This is a genomic window from Halobacillus dabanensis (assembly GCF_900114165.1).
GTDB lineage: Bacteria > Bacillota > Bacilli > Bacillales > Halobacillaceae > Halobacillus > Halobacillus dabanensis.
On the sequence record NZ_FOSB01000002.1, the window covers coordinates 251,083 to 274,538 of the forward strand.

The following is a 23,456-nucleotide window of genomic DNA, read 5'->3' on the forward strand; positions in this document are numbered from 1 at the left end:
CCTTACCTACCCAAAGCTCTTGCGAGTATGGACTTCTTGGCTCCATACAAAAAATCCCCGCTGATGGCGGGGATTTTTTATGGGTTGAGCCATTATATTACTTGACCCAAGCTGGCGGTCCTTGTTTGGACTTCTTCTTCACCCATGCGGGAGGTCCTTGTTTCGACTTTTTCAGATGGATTTGTGCGAGAACAGGATCATGGTCACTCGCACGACCATCCGCTTCCGAAAAGTCGGCATTGATATTTACGGTCTCCACTTTCGTCCGTTTAGCCAAGTGATCGCTGACAAGAATGTGGTCAAGTACTTGGGAGTTTCCTTGATAAATGTACGTATATCGCTCTTCCTCCGGCAGTTCTTCCATCATGTTCGTCAGTACGTCACCTTTAAGCGTCTCCACCGGTGCGGAAAATTCAAAGTCATTCAAGTCACCGAGCACGACTACATTCGGATTGTCCATACGATTTTCCACTTTGTCTACAAAGTCATTCAACACTTTCGCTTGTTCCAAACGTTGTTCTTCACTACCAAGTACGACAGGTTGATTCGCACCGAACAACGCATCATCTCCACCTTTTGAATTAAAGTGGTTGGCGACAACAACAACCTTTTCACCGTTGAATTCAAATTCTGCCGCCAATGATTTTCGGGAATCATCAAACGCTTCATTTGCAGGATCGATACGGCCCGGGTTTTTCGTCAGTCCATTTTCGTCTACGTCGACAGCTGTGGTGGCATCACCACTCGGTTTGTCCGTTAATGAGACACGTTCCGGGTTGTAGATGAAGCCGACACGGATATTACCACCTGGCTGTCCACCATCCTCTTTATCTTCTGGTGCAATGTCTGTAAACTCATATTCTGGTCCACCTGCTTCAACGATCGCATCTATTAATGTTTGATAACTTTCATTCGCTGCGACAGTTCCGTCATCTGTCGGTCCATTATTGTCTTGCACTTCCACCAGCCCTACGACATCGGGAGTATTCAAATTCTCTACGATAGATTCTGCAATTTTATCTACCTTTTCAGGATCTGTCCCTGCATGGAAATTCTCCACGTTATACGTAGCGACAGTCATTTTCGGTTTCAAGCTTTTCAGTTTCGCCGACTGCCTTTCTGTGCCCCCATCTTGAAGCTCAGGCAAATCATCAGCCACACGGATCTTGTAGTTACTAAAGTCATAACTGACAACACCGGTGATGGATTCGTTGAAATAATCACCTGTCTTAGCGTTCACATCTAACCCATCGACATCAATAAGCATGCGTTCTGGATTGTAATCTTCTGGAGAAATTAACAATCCTCCCGCTCTTGTAAACTCCTGGTCATCACTTGTTTCTACATAAACAGGAAGCTCTTCATATTTGACTGGCCCCGTTACCTGTGGATCCGGAAGCTCAATGAGCATACCTTCAAGGCTTTCATAAAAATCAATTCCATCTGCAGTTGGATCAAACGAATCGAATTGATCATCCTCGATTACTTCTGTCGGTTGCTCACGATCTACTCCAATGACCACTGGTTCAGGCAAGGATTGGTCGGATGACTCAACCGTTACTTCGTTTGCACTAATTTGAGTTGTCAACAGATCTGCAGCATCGTAATAACCTTCTTCGCGATATTCGGTAACTTCACCTGTTGTCGTAACAACATCCCCCACCTCTACTTCGGAGGATCTCTTGTATACATAAATCCCTTCCGATGTTTTGATGTCATCATCTGGATTCAGAGATTGCATATAAAACCCATTGTTGCCATCAAGCTTCGTGACAATCCCTTCGACATCTTCAACGGTTGCTCCTTCATACGGGGATGTATGAGCAGCTCCCTGGATATCGTGAATTTCAAGGTCATCTAAAGGCTTCAGAGCTTTATAATCGAACGTTGCAACTTCACTCATTTCACCATTCTCACGGACAGCCACAGCATTTACTGTTGTATCCTCCGTTATTTCAATTGGTGTATCGTATTCTTTGCTTTCTGCGTTCGGTTGTGTTCCATCCAATGTATAATGAATAGAAGCGTTAGGCTCTGCAGTATTTAAAACGATTTCTGTTCCCTGTAGGACAGAACCGCTCTCCGGGTAAGCCGTTACCGCAAAAACTTTTTCAATCAAGTCTGATTTCGACCTTGGAATCAGTTCATACTTTCCAAAACTGTAATTGACAACACCTTTTACTTGTTCAAAAGTGTCTCCCACTTCTATTAATTCTTCCTCTTGCGGGCTGACAATAAAAGTTCCACTATTATCTTGAACCGTAAATTCCCCATATTGGTTTTTATCCATAACCTCTACGTTCTCAACTTGGACAAATTCCCCTTCCAGATCTTCTCCATCGGAAGAGAATTGGCTTGCTTCAACGACTTCCGGTGAGGGGGTGCCCACTCCACTTTCCACTACTTCCACATTAGCAGAAGCTGTCATGATTTGAGCCATCCCATTATAATCGTCCATTTCTCCTTGAGCTTGAACACGATCGCCAGGTTGAATATCCAGGCCAGGCGCACGAACAATGATACCTGCTGTTTCATCTTGTATGTAAAGGTTCGTTTGTCCTCCTGCCTCAAAAGAAGCTGTCACGACTCCTTCTACGCGCACAGTGGCTCCTTCATCTGCATTACGTGCATCTGCAATGGTTTGTAATTCTGCTTCCTCTTCTTCTGGCATTTCATAGCTGCCAAGGTACTCGAACGTATCTTTAGAATAACTATTCCATTCATCATTGACGGAAAAAGAATCATTCGGGTCTGTATCCCCCGTCGTTACTTCCGCATTTCTTACAAGTGTTACATCCGTACCAAATTCGTCCTCACTGCCGATTTGTCCGATACTGTCTATGACACCGCTTTCGTCTTTCATAACTACCACATCATCGCCATTGAAGTTGGCGACACCACTTGTTACATCAGTAACAGCCAGAATATCTTCTCCAGCTCGACTGTTCGAGACGACAAACACTTCTCCATCCGCTAGTTCACCTGATAGATCCAAGCTAGCCGAAGGGGTTTGATCACCATTGGAATATAGCTCAAGCGTGTAATCCGCTAGATCGACACTTTCTCCCGTCCCGTTATAAATTTCTAACGCTTTGTTATAACTCGATCCTTCCACATATTCCGAGAAAATTAACTCATTCGTCTCTTCTGCATCGACAGAAGATGTCGGAATGAATACATAACTGAAAATCAGGGTAACAATTAGAGATAAATGAAATAGCTTCTTCATCAATTTTCCTCCCTTTCGTAATAGATCAAATTCACCCTCAGTATATAGAATTCAGAAAAGAGTGTATATTCATTTGATGTGAAATTTCCCAAATATTCCTTATGGCACATGTAAATATGACTAATATTTACAATTTGTTTACGGAAACTATGACGAAAGAAGGGTATCTTCTGTCTGTTTTCATTTATGGTAGAATATAAAGTCGAGAGGTTAAAAATATGAGGTGGTCCATTTGACTAAAAGAATCGTAAGGGTGCGAAGAAGGAAAAAGAAAAAGAAACTCCGGTTGATCGCGGCCCTATTATTTTTACTGACATTAATAATTGGCGGTGGGTTCTATTACGTTTCCCAAGTATATACTGCTGCCTTTGAAGATTTAAATAGAGGGGACAAATCCAATTTGCGTGAAGAAGCTGTCGATGCACAGAGCGATCCGATATCCATCCTGCTTATGGGGGTCGAAGATTATTCGACAGACGGGTCAGCAGGAAGGGCGGATACGCAAATTGTTTTAACTTTAAACCCTGATACACACAAAATGACCATGACGAGTGTTCCTCGGGATACAAGGGTCGATATCCCAGCTTCAAAAGTGGGGAGAAATTACGCAGGCTCCCATAAAATCAATGCTGCCTATTCGCTAGGTGAGGTAAGTGGATATGGAGCAGAGAAGCTGACTGTTGAAACCGTAGAGGAACTCCTCGATATTCCGATTGATAAATACGCAACCGTCAACTTTGAAGGCTTTATCGAAATTGTTGATGTATTGGGTGGCATAACCATAGATGTAAAAGAAGGATTCTGGGAAAGAAGCAGTGTTGATTATTATAAACAAATTGAGTTTGAAGAAGGACCCATGCATATGAGCGGGGAAGAAGCGCTGGCGTTCGTTCGTATGAGGAAAAGGGAAGTTGCCGTAACTTACACACGTGATGAACGACAGAGACAATTCATTAAAGCAAGTATTGATGAAGCACTTTCTGCTGGCACGCTTTTCAAAATAGGAGAACTATCCGATGTAGTCGGGGAGAATGTCAGCACAAACCTTAACCCGAGAGAAATGCTCGGCTTACAAAAGGCATTTTCATCTCAAGAATCAAATACAGAAACCATCGAAATAGAAGGGGAAAATACTCGGCTGAATGATGGACTTTACTACTTTTTACCTGATGAGGAAAGCTTGAAAGAGGTCCAAATTGATTTGAGAAACGCATTGGAATTACCGATTCCTGATGAACTAACAGAACCTTCTATAGGAAATAAAGAAGAAACTAATTATTATAATTAACGACAAAAAGGACTTCCAGCTGTGGAAGTCCTTTTTTCTTAAGTATACAATTGTTAAGAGACCGGTTTGAAAATCAATATACCATTAACTCTTTGGAAACTAAAAGGTCCATCATACTTTTCAATGGAAGGAACCTCGCTGTTCTTAATCCCAATAGAATGGATGGTTGCATGAACATTCAACATCTGTTTGAACGTATCTTCTGTTAGCTGTCTTAAAGGTTCGATCACAATCGTCCTGTCTATTCGGACACTATAACGACCAGGTAAAGACCATTCATTTTGTTCTAATAAAAGCTTAGTTAAGTGTGGCACTAGTCTAACACCCTTTCGTAAAACGTGTAAGGCTATAAAAAACAAAATTCCCCTTTTTATAATATATTAAAAGTTCCTCTATTAAAAACAGCAGAAATGACTAGTAAATATTTCCTCGCACAGGAAATATTTACCCCATTATGATTAGTAATATTCAATTATTTAGGTTGCTGGTATGCTAGTAACAATGGGGAGACGTAATGTTGTAATTTTTTTGAAACAAAGTTCATGCAGGAGAAGTTTTTTTGTGAAATGCTGCAGTGGTAGTGGTGGGGAATTTTTTATTATAGAGAGTCAAGAAGTAAAAAGGTTATCCCTATATGAATGGAAATGCCTTGCCTCTATAATTAAAGGAAGGCAATAAAAATTAAGTGCCCTTACCTTGGAACAGGAAAGGGCACCGGCCATCATTCTTCTATAATACGATAGTTAGTATGAGCAACAACCGTCCTATCGTATTCGAAATCGATTTCATCTAAGTTTTCCATAATCGTCAAGTCGACTATAACCGACTGCTGGCACTGGCTTGGGATGACTCTGCCTTTAAAAGTAATATCGTTTCTCTCAAAGGTTACGATTTGTCCTGGTGTTGCTATACGATCATCCGGTTGTATCATATCTCTCTACCCTTTCTCATTCCCTTATTTTCAACTAGGTTGAATTGAATAAACATTACAATAAATTAACAAACAATTCAAACAAAACTTTTACAATATATGTTACTAAATTCGACAAGATTATACAAGCAAAATACTTTGGGGTTTAAAAAAATTCTGTGGAGATATATAAGATTAATAGAAAAATTTTGAAGAAAGAGGATGTGATGTTATCGCTTTACCTGTTCGAAAAATAAAAAAAACGTTACTTATTCTATTTATTATTTTCATCCTTTCTTTCCTAATAGGGATCGTTATAGTCATGAAGTTGGGCCCTGAATTTTTGATTGTAAAAGACGCTCCCCAACCTTCCTCTGAAGTGGATGCGATCATTGTGCTGAGCGGAAATGCGGACCGATTACAACATGCAGCTGATTTATATAATGAGGGGCTTGCAGATACAATGATTCTTACCAATTCCACAGAAAGCGAGACGACAAAAGAAAGAGCGGTTTCTCTTGGTGTGCCGGGAGAAGCGGCCATCGAAGAACCCCATGCGGAGAGTACATATGAAAATGCGACGTTTTCGAAAAATATTATGGAAGAAAATGAATGGGACTCCGCGCTGGTTGTAACGAGTGACTATCACTCACGCAGAACAAAGATGACGTTCGAGTCAATCTATGGTAATGAAATAGAATTGACCTACTCCTTTAGTTCATCCTTTTTCGACCCTTCCGATGGACTGAATGAACATGAGGAGAAAATGACATTCAATGAATATGTGAAAATGATCGGCTATTCCATCCGTTTACTATTCGAGTGAGTACCTCTCTCCCATATATGTAGAACTTCCTTCCTTTTGCCGGGGAGGAAGTTTTTTCCAGAACTACTAGTAACCTTGCTAATATTAGTCTGGATTTATCTGGAACTGCCACTATTTTATCTAACATAATAGTGGATCGTTCCATTGTTATCATTTATCTTGCTAAAAATGCCGCAAATCTGTCCACCACTTATCCATTCACTTATTATAATCCCACAAAATTCGCCATTCCTCTTTTTCTTTGACAACATAAAGATCCTGATGTAAACGAAACTGGCCGTATTTTCCTTTAAATGTTTGGATGACAACCGTATGATAAACATTTGTCAGTGGCTTCGCACCTTTTTCCATTTTCCACTGATCGATTTTCTTTATATCCCCAATGGTAAACTCGAACGTCTCCACACCGAAGTGATTCATGAACACATGCGCACGATCTTGTATGTAATGTCCTTTTGAAAATTTTTCTCTCATTTGAGGATGAAAAAGCTCCCAGGAATCAGAGAACTTTCCTTGTTGTTCGTACCCATAAAATTGTTCCACCGTATTGGAGGCTTGATGACTGGGTCGCGTCAAAATGAAAAAAGTGATGGCAATGGCAGCCACAAGCGCGAGAAATAAAAACAATAGGAAGATTTTCGGTGTGTTGCTTTTCTTCATCTTCACCCCTCCCCTTGTATTAAGTTATGCAAGAGGGGATAAAAAAAGTAAAACCTCCCCAAAGCAGGTAAGCAGGGTATCATTCTATCAGGAGCTCTGGAATGACTCTTCCGCACGCGGTTCCTACAAAACTACCCTTTAAGACCCATTTTCCAGAAATAAAAAAAGCTCAGAATCTAGGCTCTGAGCTTTTTATGACTAACTTTCAATATATTCTTCTATTTGACTGATCCTCTTACTCATGCTGCTCGGGCTTACATCATACTTTGTAGCCACTGCCTTTTTCGTCACTTTTTCAGGTTCAGAGCGGAAACGGCCAGAGGTACGATAAATGTGTTCTAGTGCTGCAGACACCACTTCCGGCTTACGGAGGGTTGGGTTTTGATCCTGTTTATAGGACTTCCAAGCTTCACGTAATTGGTCGAAAGATGCTTCTGTTTTCAACTCTTCATCCACCAGGTCAAGAACCTCATCCTTCTGTTCCGATCCAGACTCCATTTCTACATTTTCCTCAGCATCATCAGGGGTGGTCATATACATCCAGCTCCGCAATTGCTCGATGAGCGTCTCTTGTATATATTCATGAATCAAGGAGTGGTTTGTCCTTTCATATTCCGTTTCAACCTTTTGTTTGAAGGACTGGTAGGATTCCTCATAGTTCGGAATCGCTAATGGAACGAAATTGAATACAGGCCCCCACTTCAAAAGAACACCGATACAATAAGGCATATGCTGATAATTTTCTTCCTTAAGTGGAATGCCGTCACTCTTCACTTCATAACGCTCTCCACTCCACACATCCTCGACCATTACTGTTTGATCAGACTGGGCCTTTTGAATTTGGAAAACACTTGCAAGTGGAGATTTCCATGCTTCCAAGGAAGCTAAAGTAGCAGGACGCACAATTTTATTTTCCTTCTTTGCAAAGAATTCATCATAAAGGGTTGCGCCATTTTCCTGGTGTTCGATAAAGACCCCCTGCACCATACGGAAAGCCGCTTCTACTTCCTCCTCCTGTGTTTCCCTCTCTTCGTTCGGGGTCACATTCGGGTAATTACGGTTCACATAGGCCATGAAGTGGCTATAATGTCCTTGTAGCTCCTCATGTAGACTAGTGGAGCCTATACCCTGGTCCGCTTTATTCATACAACATTTCTTATATTTCTTCCCACTTCCACAAAGACATGGGTCGTTTCTTTTCACATTACTCATATAAAATCCCTCTCTTAACTTCTAAACGTTCAACTCTACTAGAGTACCGAAGATTGAACCAAGATGCAAAAAATCAAGGAAAAAAGAATCAGGAAATAAGAAACGCAAGGCTCTGGGAGACACGGAACACATAAGTAAAACGGTTTGCTTATAACAAGAATAGCCCACATCTCTGAGCACTGAAGAATAAATTAAAGAAACAGACCAGTCATCCATATTTTGGATGACCTGGTCTGTAAATAAATGTAAAAATCACACGTCACGTCTTAGGGCGCTGAGCACGTCGATTTTTGTTGCTTTCTTCGCTGGTTTTAATCCTGACAACATCGCAACCCCGATACTCAATACAACACAAATTAGCGCTAAATAAGGCGGGATATAAGACAATTGAATAACTTCATCTAATGTTTGGTCAAATACTTGTTGAATCACGAATGGCAAGACCATATTGATTCCTATACTGACAAGATAAGCAACGGCTACGCCGACGAATGCCCCCATCAAGCCGATGTAGCCACTTTCCATCAGGAAAATACTTCGGATCATCCGTGGATGGCCACCAATTGCTTTCATTATTCCGATGTCTTGCGTTCGTTCGGTAACGGCCATCGACATCGTATTATAAATTCCGATAGAAGCAATCAATAAAGCGATCGTACCGACGATAATCAAACCAGTTTTTACAACAGCAAAAACGATATTAATTTGGTCGAGTTCCTCTGTTACAGAATAAATATGGTAGCCTTCATCTTTCAATTGTTGAGATATACTTTCCACCTGTTCCATATTATCGGCTATGACCTGAACCTCATTGTAAGTACGTTGTTGACTTTCACTTTGCAGGCTTTCCCGATCTTCCTCTCTCATCGCCGGATCAATCAGTGCTCCATATTCCGTTCCGGTAAATGCTTCAATATTGGAAAGAACTCCTTCAGATATATAGAGATCTCTGCTTTTCCGCCAATCTCTTGCCGGTTCTTCCATAATTCCCACTACCTCAAGAGGGAATGTTTCTGTTACCCACTCATCTTCTTTATACTGCTCCACTTCCAACTGTATTGTTTCATTCAATAGACTCTTGTCTATCCGATATTCTTCTTTCACTACTCCCTCTTCATTATATATATCTTCCTCTGGATCACTATCTTCCGTTAAATATTGATCTAAGTGATATCCGATAAGAACCTCATTTTCCGCTTCCGGCATACGACCTTCAGATAGATTCAACCCCGCTTTTTTCTCAGAAGAAAAATCGACCGCACTGACCGAAGCAGGACCCGAGTAGTCATCAACAAGAACTGCCGGCTCATTTTGTAGTGCTATTTTATGGGAGACAGCTTTGACATCCTCCATTTCTTGAAAAGCTTCAATATCATCTTCGGTAATTTCCGGATTTTCGCCTTCTTTCCCGTAAATCGATACTTCCGTCACCGCCCGATCCGCCATAATATCATTGACGATAAACCGCTGTGCTCCAAAGCCGACTGAAGCAAGGACAATTAAGAAAGCACAACCAATCGAAGTTGCTAGTATAGTCATGAATACACGGGACTTGTTCTTCTTCATATTTTGCCTTATGAAGTTAAAACGATCTTTCCATCTCATTTCCCCACCACCTCTCGATCAGCTAAAAGTTTGCCATCTTCCAACCTTATCGTCCGGTTCGCTATCTCTGCTACCTCTTCATCATGTGTAATGATTACGAAGGTGATGTTTTCCTCTTTGTTCAACTTTTGAATGAAATCAAGCAGCTCTTTTTCTGTTTCCTGATCCAAACTGCCTGTAGGCTCATCCGCCAATATAATCGGCGGATTGACAATCAGGGCACGTGCCACAGAAACACGCTGTTGTTGTCCTCCCGACAGTTCTGATGGATAATGATCGCTATAATCACTCAAGCCTACTCTTTCCAGCATGATATCGACCATTTGTTTTCTCTCTTTTTCCGCTACCCCTTTCATTACTAGTGGTAATTCAATATTCTGGTAGGCGGACATACTAGGAATCAATTGAAAGCTTTGAAAAATGAACCCCAAATGCTCGGCTCGAAAATCAGCCCACTGGGATTCTTTGTAATCTGTCACCCGCTCTCCCTTAATATAAAGATCACCCTCTGTAGGTTTGATGTAGCCACTCATTAAATTAAGCAAAGTAGACTTCCCGGAACCACTTCGCCCAACGACCGAGACAATCTCTCCTTCATTGATTTCCAGATTAATATCTCTTAAAACAGGAACCTCCTGCCGATTATTCTTTTTCCCCACATAAAAGGAATGGGATAAATTATCCACTTTAATCACTTTTTTCTCCTCCTTATTTCTTTCTCTACCTACTAGACGAAACAAAGCCCCCAAACATTTCATTTTTTCTTCCCAAAATAAACATGGAATAATATGTAAGACCTGGTTACCCAATTTTTGGGTGACCAGGTCTTACATATTATTCCATTTCACGTATAAAAAAAGAAGCACAGCTAGAGTTTACATCTAGCTGTGCTTCCACTAACACTCTTTACTTAACATAGATTAATTGACTGGACGCTTTTCTATTCTTCGGTATAAAGTTGATCGACTACATGCTGCTTACCTGTCAGTACATCATATTGAAAATGATGATAATCTTGTAAAATATCCTGTGTGGATTGTGGTAAGTCTTCTGTAGATTCTACGACTTCATTCTCAGCAGGCATATAAATCCTGTTACGGAAAGCCGGAATTTCTTCTTTCATTTCCAACATGAAATCGTATAAACGATGCGTTTCCAATCCAACCTCTTCAGAAATAAAGGGAGCCAAATAAATAGGGCTCATCGTACCTAAGTCCTTTTCTATTCCTGAATCGTAATTAGATAATAATAAGAGTGGCGTTTCATAAAATTTCGGATTCGTCTGTTGGTCCTCTTCATCCCCGTAGCCGGTTTCTTTGAAAGCTTTCAAATTTGCACCAATCGACGGTAAATGATCACCAAAGAACACTAAGATTGTCGGCTCATCAAGCTTTAGTATTTCTTCATATAACCACTGTAACGTTTGATCCGATCTTTTTATACCTTCTGCGTATGTCTCGATTCTGGTCTTTGAATCTTGGGAAAGCCCTTCACCCTCCACAGAAATGGTACTTCCGCCTTCATACTTGTCTGCGTCATACGGAAGATGGTTAGCAATGGTTACAGCATGGACGAAAGAAGGGTCTTTTTCTTCTTTCAAAGTATCTAATAGCTCACGAGCTACCGATTCATCAGACACAAACTGCTTGTTATCTTTTTCGGTGTATGTCATATCATCAATGAATTTGTATGTGTCGAATCCTAAATTAGGATAAACGTTTTGGCGGCGATACAAATTTCCACCATTCGGGTGCATAGCTTCCGTATAATAGCCCCTGTCATTCAAATAAGAGACAAAAGAGGGATATGGTTTATTAGATAATAAGTTATTAAAAGGGTTACCGCCTGGATTGATATAATTCATGGAAAAGCTCGTCAAGGCTTCAAATTCAACGTTCGCTGTCTCGCCCCCGAACGTAGGACTGAAAAATGTGCCTGCAGGATTCTCATCCATCAATGCTCGGATGTTTGGCATAGGATCTTCAGAAAACTTCACATCAAGATTGGTTGGATCCCAAAACGTCTCATTCATATATAAGACAATATTCGGTTTAACCGTCTCTTTGTTTTCACTTACACCTTCTCCATCGGTTTCCTCTGCATGGACCATAGACTCCTCCATCGCAGGCTCACTATAGGAATCAGGTTTCTGGACAACATCAATCTTCAAATTTGAAATCATCCCGATCACAGGACCGTTGTAATAGTAGTTGTTTTGTTGGTTCCAGGGCATGATAGAGGCATACTCTTCGTAATAAGCAGCCGTAAACCGATCTTCATAAAGGAAAAATGAATAAACAAGATAGACAACTGGGACAAGTAAAACTAATCTAGTAATCCAACCTAATGTAATTTTAGGCAGTTTCCACCATAAGAAAGCCGCTACCACGATACATAGTGAAATTGCAAATACTATTGGCAGGGAAAAAGCTCCTGAAATCATAGGAATCACTTCCCCCAATTGACCAATTTGGACAAAATCATAAGGAAATAAAGGTTCATTCCTGAATTCTTTCTTAAAATAGTTAGCTACTGAGATGAGGAAGAAGATAATCAATGCTAAACCTGAGGCCATATAAGCCTCTCCGATGATTAGTATTAACCCAAATGTGACCAGTGCCAATAGGAAAACAGTAAAACTAAATCTTTCAGGATATTGTTGGATCCACTCCGTAGTCTCACCTAATTCTTCAATACCTAAGTGGTAAGCAATAATGAGGAAAGCACTGATGGCAGCGATGTACAAGCAGAGTAAAAGAGAAGAAAAAATTCGATAGATTTTAGACTTATATACAGGTTCTACCCATCCTTTTTTATAGAAGGTATAAAGAAGTGCTCCCCAAGAAAGTATAGATAATAGAAATATCACTGTTCCTAATGAAGCAGTATGGATCTGCGCCCAATCTATTACACCGCGCAAATCACCAAAAGTAATAAGCCCTCCTACCAAATATATATTAATAAAGAATAGAAGGATAAATAATAAAAACGGAATTCCTTTAGCAAAATTCCTAATCATTCCTAAGACCTCCATAGCAATTTTTAATACTAAATAAATAGATTATTAATTCAGTGTAAATTATTGTAATGTTTTTGTAAATCACTATCTCTGTTCCTATAACCAGTAAGGAACAACTACAAACCTCCTACCAAAAAAAGGTGTACCAGGTCATCCAAATATTGGATGACCTGGTACACCTCTCTCTATATGTTTATATCTCCTTTAAGTCCTACATCCTTCCAAACTAGTAATATTCCTATAAATTTCTCTCCCTATTAATCCATTCAAATTATTAGACCAGAGCTCATGACTCTGGTCTTAGGTGTTCAAGAGGATGTTGATAAAATTGTATTTTTCATATAATCAGCAAAACCTTTCAATTTGGTCATATCTGATACATCTTCTTCAAACAAAGGAATTTTAATTAATTGCTGCTCGGAAAATGTCTGATCGATTTCATCCAAATAGACTTCTTCTTGTTTACGTCGCTTTTCGAGGAAAACACCATCGGCATGATCCGGCAATACTTTATTGACGATCAATGTTTTCACCTTCAAATCATGTTTCTCCAATTTTTCCATCGCATGTTCTGTCTCTATGATCGGAAGACGTTCTGGGATGAGAACAAAAATAAAGCTCGTCTGCCCTGGATCTAAGATAATATCACGCACTGCTGAAAACTTTTCTTTCCTTTTTTGCAAAACTTCATAAATAGGATCATCCACTGGGTCCCCATCATTCAGAAGTTGGGTATAGTCATCATTGATCTTTTTGCGGCGTTCCAGCATTCCATCAATCCAAACACTCATCAACTCAGGTAATGTTAGCAGGCGGATGGTGTGGCCTGTGGGTGCCGTATCAAAAACAATCTTATCAAAATGAGCGGATTCATCTAATATGATAGAAATCAGTCGATCGAACAACGCTGATTCGTCAGCCCCCGGAGAGGCACTGGCCATATCAATTTGTCTGTGCACCTCTTCTACCATTTTCGATTTCACGAGCCCTTCCAAGTTGTCTTTCACTCCTGCGATATACCGCTTCGACTCATGAGCGGGATCGATTTCAATCCCCCAAAGGTTATCCATCAGCACTGTTTTCTCATGGGTTACCTTTTTATGAAAAATGTCCCCTAAATTATGAGCAGGATCCGTAGAGATGACTAATGTACGATAGCCCTCACTAGCAAAAGCGACAGCTAATGCGGCAGATGAAGTGGATTTTCCCACACCACCTTTTCCGCCTACAAATATGATTTTACTATTCTGTAAGTCTTTCATTGTTTCCTCCCTCTAGCAGCACCGAATTCCATCCAGCGGCGATTTTTCCATCCCCATGCGCAAATGCCAATCATGGAATTTCTCTATGATGTACGGATACAGCTCAAGTGTATAATAAAAAGCCGGATTCGGAATACCTAACATATCAGAATAGACCATCAATAAGAAAAGGTCATCCTCATCACGCAGCTCCCTCGCAATTTCCTGTTTATGCGGTAGGCTGAGAACTTCATCATACAGTTCAAACAAACGCTTTAAAGAGAACTTCGTTTCCATACCTTCCCTCCTTAACAACTCTCCTTGTTTCCATTCCCCATTGATGAATAATGTATTATACTTCATCCGAAATATTATCGATCGTAAAGCACTGAAGGCAGTTATATTTCCAGCCTTCCTATGTTTAGCAAAACACACTACAATGGCTGATAAGTTTCTAGAATCAACATAATCCACTTTCCATTCAGACTCTTGTCCAATCACCATTCTTCTATCCCATTCGCCCAATTTATCACGATCTTTATCATGGTGGGCAAATTCCTCTTCCATAGGAACGAAACTATCAGGTTCGCTACAAATTCCCCCGCAACACCCCAATCCGATTTCTTTTCCCGGTCGAATGATCATGACATCCTTCAAGGTAAAACGCTCCTTTTCAAAGGCTGCTTTAGTCAGCCACACCTAAAGAAAGGACTAGCGTTCATGGATGGAAAAAAGAAAGCCGAAATATCGGCTTTCTTTTTATCCTTACGCACTTTTTTCAATCGAATCATTATTCTTACCCGTAAGCGCCGAAGCAGCGGTAAGTAAAATCCAGAACGTAAAGACAAGGATGATCGCTCCGAAACTGAACAGCATCCAATCGCTTCCATCATTCCATGGAGCCCACTCTGTCCATACTTGAACAATCATCGCCCATAGTGTCATGAACATAAGGAACACCATTGGTATAATCGTTGGCATATAGTTTCGTCCTTGACGTTTCAACCAAATCGATACAAGCAGCAAGCTGATTCCTGCAAGTAACTGGTTGGATGTCCCGAACAATGGCCAAAGCAGGTAACCACCGGAACCGAAACCTTTTGGACCTTGTGGAATCAACGTAAGAGCAGCACTGGAAACAACAGCGACCGTTGTTGCCACATGTGTTTTTGTTAAAGGGGTTACTTTATACTCCATCCCTAGTTCGGCAATGATATAGCGCATCAATCGAACCGAAGAATCCAAAGTAGTTGCAGCGAAACTGACAACAATTACAGAGACGATCGTCGCTGCAACAGAAGCGGGGATACCAAGTCCGGAAGCTAGCTGACCAGCACCCTGGATGAAAACACCCAGCCCTGCATTACTCGCTTCAGCAAAACCACTATACGTCGCTGTGAATTCTCCTGCCGTCGGGAAGAACGTGACAACAGCAATAATTGCCACAAGTGCTAAAGCACCTTCCCCGACAGAGCCGAGATAGCCGACGAAACGTGCTTCTGTTTCATTGTTCAATTGTTTCGATGTAGTACCCGAAGAGACAAGACCATGGAAACCTGAAATCGCACCACAGGCAATCGTAATGAATAACAGTGGGAACCAGGACGTATCTGCGGACGCATTCGTTACAGGAGCCGTAATTTCCGGGTTTGTAAATAATAAACCTAGATACAGAAGCCCAAGACCTACGATCAGCTGATGGGAGTTAATGTAATCACGAGGCTGTAACAACTTCCAAACTGGAAGCGTAGAAGCGATATAAACATACACCATCAAAACAACAATCCAAACGAAAAAGGCCATGGAGGTCGCATTAAGACCGAATAGTGTCGTTGCTCCTTCCCCACCAAAGTAACGGACAAGGTCGATTTGCAAGGCTGGGACATAACTTGCAACAATGGCAGCCAAATACATGACAGCAAGCGCAACAATGGATGGTAAAAGCATGTTCCCCTGTTTCTTATAAACACTATACCCAATCCAAACCGCTAATGGAATCTGGATAAAGACAGACAAAACACTTGCCGGGAAAGAAATAAATAGATTAGCAATAACCCAGGCAAATACAGCGTTGACCATCAAGACAAGGAGTAAAATGATGAATAAGAACAACACTTTCGCTTTTTGTCCAATCAACTTACTTGCAAGGGTACCAATGGATTGTCCTTTATTTCTCACCGATAAAACGAGTGTACCGAAATCATGAACACCGGCAGCGAACACCGTTCCAAGCAATACCCAAAGTACCGCAGGCAGCCATCCCCAATAAACAGCAATCGCCGGCCCGACGATTGGTGCTGCTCCCGCTACCGAAGTAAAATGGTGTCCCCATAATACAAATTTGTTCGTCGGGACAAAATCGACGCCATCTTTATATTTGTGGGCTGGTGTGACATAGTTCGGATCAAGACGATAAATCTTTTCCGCAATAAATTTGGAATAATACCGATAACCTAGAAAAAAGACAAGACCTCCAACAACAGCTAACCAAATACCACTCACAAAATCCCTCCTCATTCCTCCATTAATGTATGCGTTTACATACTAATGGTATTATATATTACTTTTTGCGATAAATTCAATCTTATATACAGATTTTTCTGAAAATAATAATAAATACAAAAAAAGAGAGAAGTTTTTTCTTCTCTCTTACTGAGCCGATGCTTTTATTTCATTTTGTTTTTTTTCAGAGCGTGTTAGTCCTAAAAAGGCAGGTTTTCCATTCGGCAACTTCCCGAAGAACAAGCTGGCAAAAGGCAGGTAACGATGTGTTAGCCAAATGATGACGTAACACAAAAATAGGGTCAGTAAAAATCGTAGTGAAATCCCAATGTGGAACCAGTAATTACTTGGTGTTGGAATGACCTGGGCTACTACTTTCAAAACAATAGGGTGAAGTAAATAAAACCCGAAAGAATAAACTGCTATGTTTTTTACGTATGGCATGAGGAATTGCCATTTGCGTGCAGTCATTTCCATTAAACGGAACATCACATAGCTTCCAACCACCATATAAGCCAGATTTACTAATAAGTAAGCCCAACCTGGCAAATAAAAGGAAGATACGGTATAAAGATGGTAATATAACTGAGCAGTTGCCACTCCGGCTATAACAGCAATAATCGTCCATACAATGGTAGACCAATTATAAATCTTCTGTTTTTGTTCTTTGAAGTTTATTCCAATCCAGGCCCCTAACAAATAAGGCCCCATACTACCAAAAAAGAAAGTAAAAGGAATCAACTGAAATTCACGGTTCAGAAAGTAGTAGGATACTTGTATTCCAATTCCGAAAAGCCATAAATACTTTCGGAAGAACGTTATTTTTTTTACCGCAAATAAAATAGCAGGAAAAAAGAGATAAAATTGCACAATTAAGAAAATAAAATGAAGCTGGTAGTAGGATTCCCCTTTTAAGATTCGCATACCTATCTCGCTGACATTGAAACTAACAGCTCCTATATAAACGGAAAAAGCTTCATAGAATATTGCCCACAAAAGATACGGTACAACAATATACAATGCCCTTTTTTTATAAAAAGACTTTAACTCATTCCAATCCATTTTTTGACTAATATATTTATAAAAGAATACCATTGCCGTAATCATAATGAATATTCCTGCCTCTATTCTTATGATTCTATTTAGGAAATGATATTTAGCGAATGCATCACCGTCGGCCGGTAAGATGGAAGCATACGTACCCGTGACATGCACAAGAACCACCAGGACCATGGCGAAGAGTCGCAATAAAAAGATAGACTCAATTTTTTCTCTAGCCATTAAAAACATCCTTTTTATTATGATAAACTCTCCTTATCTTACCATGGTCTAGCTCGATTTTAATAATTTTTTTGATTTTGTTATCTATTATTATATTACTGTAATATCAGAGTGAAAAATTTCCTCCATAGGATGAAGGAACACTTCTTACGTGTTATCAATTTTACCTAAGAAAAAACCATCCACTTCGTCCAATTTCCCACGCCAGTAAAACGTTCCTTCCGAAGGAGTAGGTTGAGCATCCCCATTGTAAACTTGTGCATTTTCCAAATGGATATACTGAACCTCTTCTTGAGAAAAATTCGCTTCACTCGCTTGAGAAAGTTTCCGACTTAACTCTTGGGCTATTTCATCCCCACCCTCAAATGTCCCGCTCAATGACTGCAAATATTTCTGGGCGGAAACGGTTGTACCGGTAATTAGAGCACCATGGAGATTCAGGGTAATGTCTAAAGAAAAATCTCCCTTGTTCGCTGCTTTTACAAAGTTTCTTAAAATGTTATCCATCTAATCCCACGCTCCTTTTTGGATTGTTTTTATTTGGTCGTATCATCGTTGACAGTCAATTTCGTTTTTCCCTGGCTTGCTTCTGCTTGTTGTTTCTCCTGATTTTCTTCCTCAACATCATTGGATTCATTTTGGTTGTCCGGATTAGAGTTATCTGCTGAGGATTGTGCTTCTTCCTTTGGTTGAGCTTCTCCCTTAGACTGTTCCTCTTCCTCTGTTGGAACTTCTCCCTTAGGCTGACCCTCTTCCTCTGTTGGAACTTCTCCCTTAGGCTGACCCTCTTCCTCTGTTTGAACTTCTCCCTTAGGCTGACCCTCTTCCTCTGTTTGAACTTCTCCCTTAGGTTGCTCCTCTTCCTCTGATTGAACTTCTCCCTTAGGTTGCTCCTTTTCCTTTAATTGTACTTCTTCTTCCGTTGCGGATGTTTCTCCCACAGAAGATTCCTGTTGTTTCTGAGAAAGATCTGTACCTTCTAGCGTCGATGTCTTCTCATTGGACTCTTCTTTTTCACTAGAGTTCGAACCCTTCTTAACTTTGTCTTTTACGTTTTGAGTGAGTTCCCCTGTCTTATCTTTCGTTTGATTCTTCCAATCTTTCAACTTATCCTCAGCTTTGCCCGCTTTTTCTTTTACAGCCTCACCAGCTTCACCGGCTTTACTCGGTTTCATAAATAAGCCCGCTGCCGCTCCAACGACTCCTCCTACGATTGCCCTCGTCACCTTGCTATTCTTTTTATTTTCACTCTTGTTCTGCTCGTTTTCCTTGCTTTGCTGTGTGTTCAGCTCTGTTTTCGCTTCACTCATCCTTATCTCTCCTTATTCATTTTATAAGTTTCTTAGATTCGTCTAAGAGATTTCTCCCTCACCGTTCATAAGTCTGGTTCATTTTCTTCTCCAATTGTTCGATGCGCTTTTGCAGTTGTTCGTTCTCTTTTTCAAGAGCTTCGGTATTGGACTCGGCCGCTTTTGAATTCAAATATGGATCCGTTTCCCACCAGTCCATTCCAATTTCCTTGGCTTTATCGACTGAAGCTACGATTAAACGGATTTTAATTGTCAGTAATTCCACATCCGCTAACCCGACTCTAATATCGCCTGCAATGACGACACCTTTATCTAATACCGTTTCTAAAACATCGACAATACTGTTCGATTGGGTAGGATGTTCGATGGACATTGGTGACGCCTCCTTCTTATAACAAGTTACCTAAAGGTCCTAAATCGATATTCAGGTCTTCATCCTCCAGGTCAAAAATTTCTTTAAGCTCGTCCATCTTTCCCTCGAGGTTCATAAGAGCGACCCCCAACTGTTCGATTTGGTCTTCCGTCAATGTTCCACCATCGACACGTCGGATCGCTTGTTTTTCCACTAACTGTCTCAACAGTTCGATCACAGTCATCACAAGTTGAGCGAGACCTTGTTCCGCTCCATCCGGATCTAAATTTATTCTTCCACTTTTAAGAGGCTGATGTTCAAGATCTTTCTGTGGCACGTGCTAACGCCTCCTTTTCCCTATCCATATTTTCTGAACTTAACGAACTGACCAGATCATCCTGTGCGGATTGCACAAGTGTTTCCACAGACGAGATCAAAACCTTCAAATCTAAATACACGAGGTCGATGCCTGCAATGGAAATAACAATATCTCCTTTGATGGCTACCCCTTTATCAAGGACGGTATCTAAAATATCTATTAGTGCAATTTCTCTATTTACAAAATTTTCCCGATGGGACACTTATTCCACCTCACTTTTGGAGAGGGTTGAAAAGTGATAAACCGGCCATGGGCCTGTAACCTCAATGTGCCACCCGGTGGATTCTCCTTCTTCATTAGCCTTTGTCACACTGCTTAGAAATTTTTCCACTTGTTCCTTATCAATCAGGTAAGCGCAGTTCCAGCACATGTCTTCCTCTTTGCCTGTCACACTTTTATTCCAAACCTTTTTCTCTGCAGTTTCTTCACATAGGTCACTCCAGTCCCTATGTATTTGGTTGACATAGGATTGTTGTTCTTGAACTACTTGTTCATCAATGAACTGATCCAGTTTCTTTTTTTGTAAATATTGCATCCCCTTAGACATTTGAGAGATTTCCTCCCGCTTTTTTTGAATATCTGGATGATGCTCTGCGACCTGTTCTTTTAATTGACCTGGATGATTATATATTTTCACATTCCATTCTTCTTTACCTGATAGTTTTTGCAGAAGTATGGCCCATTCCGTTTCGTGAGCATCCATTTTTTTCTCTAAACTCGTTTCACTTTCTAAAATGGTACAAAATTTCATCGGAATGAGTGTCGCCATTTCTTTCAGTTCCATTAATATTTCGTGGTGAAGATAGGCTTTCTCCTGGACCCAATCCATCTGGTTCGTCTTGACTTCCAACACTTCTTCACCGAATTCTTCCACTTCGACAGGACTTACAATTGCGGCGCACTCTCCATATGCGATTACTTCCACATTATTCTTTCCGTCGATGGTTTTCATTTGGGAAAACTCTTTGTCTTCCACTTCGTCTTTCAAGGCGATTCCATATAAATAAAGTAATCTTGCCATGATAAAAAACTCCCTATCCCCTTTTCGTCAAATGCTCCCATTGCTCCATCTCAAGCTTTTTGGCCACCTCGTATCGAACGAGCAATTCCTCTTCTTGCTGCTCATAAAACTCCTCAGAGATTTCCTCCAATTCATACATCATCTGCAACTGGATCAGCTTTTTCTGAATATGTTCCAGATCATACATTTCCTTATCCACTTCTTCTTTGACATGCTCGCCAACCTTTTTTATTAGATTGATCGGGGAAGTGAATAACTTATGAATCATGAAGCTTCCACTTTCAATTTAATATTAATGAAGTTATAGGCAGGCCATGGTCCGGTGTACTTGAAATCCACATAATCCTTCCACTTCTCATGAAGCTCATTCACCCGCTCATCAAACGCTTCCTCCCGATCCCGATCGATCAAATAAGCTCCATTTAGAAGCATTTTTTCTCCTATCGTTTCATTCACTTTGGCAGCTTCAGATAATTCTACAAGAGGGGTATGAATATTCTCTTCGACATCTTGTTGGATTTTGGTAAAGAAATCACGCGCCATTTCACCAAGTTGGATACGATCAAAATATCCAGCCGCTTCAGACTTATTCGCAACCGTCTCTTTTTGTTTAAGGATCTTGTCATTTTGTTGGACTTGATCTTCCAGCCATTCTTTTTTGCCAACAACCTTCAAGCCGATTTCTATTTTATTTCTTACTTCCCCAAACAACTTCGCCAATTGTGGATAAAGGTTTTCGATCAGTACTTTCGTGTCTTCCTTTGTGTTGAATACATTTCCGAAACTGATGGGAACAACAGAACTTTCACTTTCCATCACTCGTGAAATGACTTGCTGATGGGTAAATAACGCATTTTTCTTCGGGTGATAGATTTTAATGGGGGCTTCCACTGCTACCATTGCTGCGTCTTTATAATGAACAGTGAAAATCTCTCTTTCTTCTCCTTCAAAATCAATCGTTCCAAAATGTTTTTCTTGCTCAGTTTGAATACAACAGAATACATAAATACCTATATCCTCAGCCATAAATAATTTCCTCCTATATCTTCTTACACTGAGTCAGAATCGTTTCTTTCACTTTCTTTTCATCCATTTCACTTGTAACAAATGAAAAATACGTCAAATCTAAACATAGATTCTGAAACTCTTCATTGTTTCCGTCGATAGAAATCCCTGTTTGTCTAGCGATATCTGCAATCATGATCGACGCACGTAAACTTAGTGGTACTTCATTTCTCTGTACCATTTGGTTCAATCCCCTTATAAACTGGACGATCGCTTCCGCTTTTTCCTGGCGGATTCCTGTCCGTTCCATGACGACTGCGATCTCTGCCTCTTCGGTCATATGGTCAAGAGGGATGGATATCATCCGGTCCATCAACGCATCCTGAGTGTCATATACCCCGACATACTCGGCAGGATTACTCGTAAACACCACTCGGAAATCAGGGTGTACACGAATATGTGACTGCTTGCTTTTTGATCCATATAAAGGGAGGACTTTCTCCTCAAGCACGGAAAGAAACAAGTTATTCGTATCCGGGGAGGACCTCGTAAACTCATCGTAGATCAACGTGTGACCATTTTTGACTGCCTCATAAAGATGACCACTCACCCAATCTTCTGTGACATTTTCTTCGATTTTTCTAACTGTTTTAACGAAGTTATCATTCAGCTTCTTACGGTTGTAACCCTTATAAGCTCCGATAAGATCATCATTCGTTAAATCTTTATTCCCTGTAAGTAATGTCACAGGTCTGTTCCTTTGTTTCGCCACATGAATGGCTAAAGTGGTTTTACCGATGCCTGAAGGTCCCGTATAGTGAACGGGATAGCCTGCAGATAAATAATTTAACGAACGCCGGATCAAGCTTTTGTAAAAGGGTTGGTCATAAACATTTGTACTCGGAGAGGTGTTTTGTTTTATTTGTTTTAATGTCGTCAACTGTCCCCCTCCCTTACTGCTCGACTTGTTCTTCAATGTCGCTGCGATATCTCAAGCTTAAACGTGAGAATCCCGTTACCTCGATATTTTCATCAAGGAAAACTTCATATAAACCAACCATCTGATCTCTTGCATACTTTTTCATATATTCCTTCTCTTCGATAACTTCTACCAACACGCGCCACTCCTGATCTTTCTTTCTAGCTGAAATGATTTTATGAGGAGGGGCAATGTTTTCATTAAAAAATTCTGAGACTTCATTCAAAACCTTCATGCTGCTGCATCCCTCTCTTTTTCTATGGACTCATATCTTATAGAAGAAGCAAGGGGACCTCGCTGAGTAAGTGGATCCCCTTCTTCTTTCCAATGATTAAATACTGAATTCACCACGATCACCAGAAGACTGGGAAGAAGCAGACTCCTGTTCCGCAAGACGACCTCCAAGACCTTCATCTTCCACTTCATCACGCAGCAATCCGACAGCCTCTGCATATCTGAGCCATGTGTCCACACTGGCGATGACGACTCTCGCTTCTACTGTAATCAGTTCAATACCCACAACAGAAACACGGGCGAAAGCATCAATGACAATCCCTTTATCTAAAATACGGTCAACAACTTCAGCTAAACTAGAACTATCGGTTGATTTTTGAATAGCCATTTTTCATTCTCCTTC

At 40.6% G+C, this 23,456-nt stretch carries 25 protein-coding genes; 2 read left to right on the forward strand and 23 right to left on the reverse strand.

Translation table 11 applies throughout. The features are described 5' to 3' along the window. Positions 1–97: 97 nt before the first annotated feature. Entirely contained in the window at positions 98–3,229 is a 3,132-nt protein-coding gene (locus BMZ58_RS04435) for a chitobiase/beta-hexosaminidase C-terminal domain-containing protein (protein WP_075035353.1), read from the reverse strand. A 232-nt stretch (positions 3,230–3,461) separates the two neighbouring features. Between BMZ58_RS04435 and BMZ58_RS04440 the strand changes: the two genes are divergently transcribed. Further along, positions 3,462–4,517 (forward strand): LCP family protein, encoded by a 1,056-nt coding sequence (locus tag BMZ58_RS04440; protein ID WP_075035354.1) that lies wholly within the window; start codon positions 3,462–3,464, stop codon positions 4,515–4,517. Positions 4,518–4,570: 53 nt separating this feature from the next. Here BMZ58_RS04440 and BMZ58_RS04445 read toward each other — a convergent pair whose 3' ends face one another. Together BMZ58_RS04445 and BMZ58_RS04450 are read right to left on the reverse strand one after the other, a co-directional pair. Beyond that, entirely contained in the window at positions 4,571–4,831 is a 261-nt protein-coding gene (locus tag BMZ58_RS04445; RefSeq protein WP_075035355.1) for a hypothetical protein, read from the reverse strand. A gap of 407 nt (positions 4,832–5,238) precedes the next feature. Then, positions 5,239–5,448: a YkvS family protein gene (locus BMZ58_RS04450; protein ID WP_075035356.1), complete on the reverse strand. Its 210-nt coding sequence runs from the start codon at positions 5,446–5,448 to the stop codon at positions 5,239–5,241. Between the two features lie 301 nt (positions 5,449–5,749). On the opposite strand from BMZ58_RS04450, the gene BMZ58_RS04455 reads away from it, so the two are divergent. Further along, positions 5,750–6,253, forward strand: a complete 504-nt coding sequence (locus BMZ58_RS04455) for a YdcF family protein (RefSeq protein WP_075035357.1) — start codon at positions 5,750–5,752, stop codon at positions 6,251–6,253. Positions 6,254–6,451: 198 nt separating this feature from the next. Here BMZ58_RS04455 and BMZ58_RS04460 read toward each other — a convergent pair whose 3' ends face one another. The 20 genes from BMZ58_RS04460 to gvpA all read right to left on the reverse strand — a co-directional run bounded on the left by BMZ58_RS04460 (position 6,452) and on the right by gvpA (position 23,441). Next, the gene (locus BMZ58_RS04460) at positions 6,452–6,913 is read right to left on the reverse strand and encodes a hypothetical protein (RefSeq protein ID WP_075035358.1); all 462 of its coding nucleotides are present in this window, start codon (positions 6,911–6,913) and stop codon (positions 6,452–6,454) included. A 198-nt stretch (positions 6,914–7,111) separates the two neighbouring features. Next, positions 7,112–8,125 (reverse strand): SEC-C domain-containing protein, encoded by a 1,014-nt coding sequence (locus tag BMZ58_RS04465; RefSeq protein WP_075035359.1) that lies wholly within the window; start codon positions 8,123–8,125, stop codon positions 7,112–7,114. Positions 8,126–8,377: 252 nt separating this feature from the next. Continuing rightward, positions 8,378–9,730 carry an ABC transporter permease gene (locus BMZ58_RS04470; RefSeq protein ID WP_075035360.1) on the reverse strand — a complete coding sequence of 451 codons (1,353 nt, stop codon included), beginning with the start codon at positions 9,728–9,730 and terminating at the stop codon, positions 8,378–8,380. Next, complete coding sequence (locus BMZ58_RS04475; RefSeq protein WP_075035361.1) at positions 9,727–10,425, reverse strand: ABC transporter ATP-binding protein; 699 nt, start codon at positions 10,423–10,425, stop codon at positions 9,727–9,729. Before BMZ58_RS04475 ends, BMZ58_RS04470 begins: the two co-directional genes overlap by 4 nt. 245 nt (positions 10,426–10,670) lie before the next feature. Beyond that, complete coding sequence (locus BMZ58_RS04480; protein WP_075035362.1) at positions 10,671–12,749, reverse strand: LTA synthase family protein; 2,079 nt, start codon at positions 12,747–12,749, stop codon at positions 10,671–10,673. A 308-nt stretch (positions 12,750–13,057) separates the two neighbouring features. After that, positions 13,058–14,011 (reverse strand): ArsA family ATPase, encoded by a 954-nt coding sequence (locus BMZ58_RS04485; protein ID WP_075035363.1) that lies wholly within the window; start codon positions 14,009–14,011, stop codon positions 13,058–13,060. Positions 14,012–14,023: 12 nt separating this feature from the next. Next, positions 14,024–14,287: a cory-CC-star protein gene (locus BMZ58_RS04490; RefSeq protein ID WP_075035625.1), complete on the reverse strand. Its 264-nt coding sequence runs from the start codon at positions 14,285–14,287 to the stop codon at positions 14,024–14,026. Positions 14,288–14,755: 468 nt separating this feature from the next. Further along, positions 14,756–16,492 carry a carbon starvation CstA family protein gene (locus BMZ58_RS04495; protein WP_075035364.1) on the reverse strand — a complete coding sequence of 579 codons (1,737 nt, stop codon included), beginning with the start codon at positions 16,490–16,492 and terminating at the stop codon, positions 14,756–14,758. A 147-nt stretch (positions 16,493–16,639) separates the two neighbouring features. Continuing rightward, positions 16,640–17,773, reverse strand: a complete 1,134-nt coding sequence (locus BMZ58_RS04500) for an acyltransferase (RefSeq protein WP_075035365.1) — start codon at positions 17,771–17,773, stop codon at positions 16,640–16,642. A gap of 147 nt (positions 17,774–17,920) precedes the next feature. Next, entirely contained in the window at positions 17,921–18,280 is a 360-nt protein-coding gene (gene gvpU, locus BMZ58_RS04505) for a gas vesicle accessory protein GvpU (RefSeq protein ID WP_075035366.1), read from the reverse strand. Positions 18,281–18,309: 29 nt separating this feature from the next. Next, positions 18,310–19,083 (reverse strand): YtxH domain-containing protein, encoded by a 774-nt coding sequence (locus BMZ58_RS04510; RefSeq protein WP_075035367.1) that lies wholly within the window; start codon positions 19,081–19,083, stop codon positions 18,310–18,312. A gap of 58 nt (positions 19,084–19,141) precedes the next feature. Next, positions 19,142–19,456, reverse strand: a complete 315-nt coding sequence (locus BMZ58_RS04515; protein WP_075035368.1) for a gas vesicle protein — start codon at positions 19,454–19,456, stop codon at positions 19,142–19,144. A gap of 16 nt (positions 19,457–19,472) precedes the next feature. Further along, the gene (locus BMZ58_RS04520) at positions 19,473–19,772 is read right to left on the reverse strand and encodes a gas vesicle protein K (RefSeq protein ID WP_075035369.1); all 300 of its coding nucleotides are present in this window, start codon (positions 19,770–19,772) and stop codon (positions 19,473–19,475) included. Next, positions 19,753–20,016, reverse strand: a complete 264-nt coding sequence (locus tag BMZ58_RS04525; protein ID WP_075035370.1) for a gas vesicle protein — start codon at positions 20,014–20,016, stop codon at positions 19,753–19,755. The genes BMZ58_RS04520 and BMZ58_RS04525 overlap by 20 nt, the downstream gene beginning before the upstream one ends. Then, positions 20,017–20,835: a GvpL/GvpF family gas vesicle protein gene (locus tag BMZ58_RS04530; RefSeq protein ID WP_075035371.1), complete on the reverse strand. Its 819-nt coding sequence runs from the start codon at positions 20,833–20,835 to the stop codon at positions 20,017–20,019. 13 nt (positions 20,836–20,848) lie between these two features. Further along, complete coding sequence (locus BMZ58_RS04535) at positions 20,849–21,103, reverse strand: gas vesicle protein GvpG (RefSeq protein WP_075035372.1); 255 nt, start codon at positions 21,101–21,103, stop codon at positions 20,849–20,851. Beyond that, on the reverse strand, positions 21,100–21,861 hold the full coding sequence (locus BMZ58_RS04540; RefSeq protein ID WP_075035373.1) for a GvpL/GvpF family gas vesicle protein: 762 nt from the start codon (positions 21,859–21,861) through the stop codon (positions 21,100–21,102). The genes BMZ58_RS04535 and BMZ58_RS04540 overlap by 4 nt, the downstream gene beginning before the upstream one ends. A gap of 13 nt (positions 21,862–21,874) precedes the next feature. Continuing rightward, positions 21,875–22,780, reverse strand: a complete 906-nt coding sequence (gene gvpN, locus BMZ58_RS04545; RefSeq protein ID WP_075035374.1) for a gas vesicle protein GvpN — start codon at positions 22,778–22,780, stop codon at positions 21,875–21,877. Between the two features lie 13 nt (positions 22,781–22,793). After that, a complete protein-coding gene (gene gvpO / locus BMZ58_RS04550) occupies positions 22,794–23,054 on the reverse strand; it encodes a gas vesicle protein GvpO (RefSeq protein WP_075035375.1) in 261 nt (86 codons plus the stop codon). 96 nt (positions 23,055–23,150) lie between these two features. After that, a complete protein-coding gene (gene gvpA, locus BMZ58_RS04555) occupies positions 23,151–23,441 on the reverse strand; it encodes a gas vesicle structural protein GvpA (RefSeq protein ID WP_075035376.1) in 291 nt (96 codons plus the stop codon). Positions 23,442–23,456 lie beyond the last annotated feature (15 nt).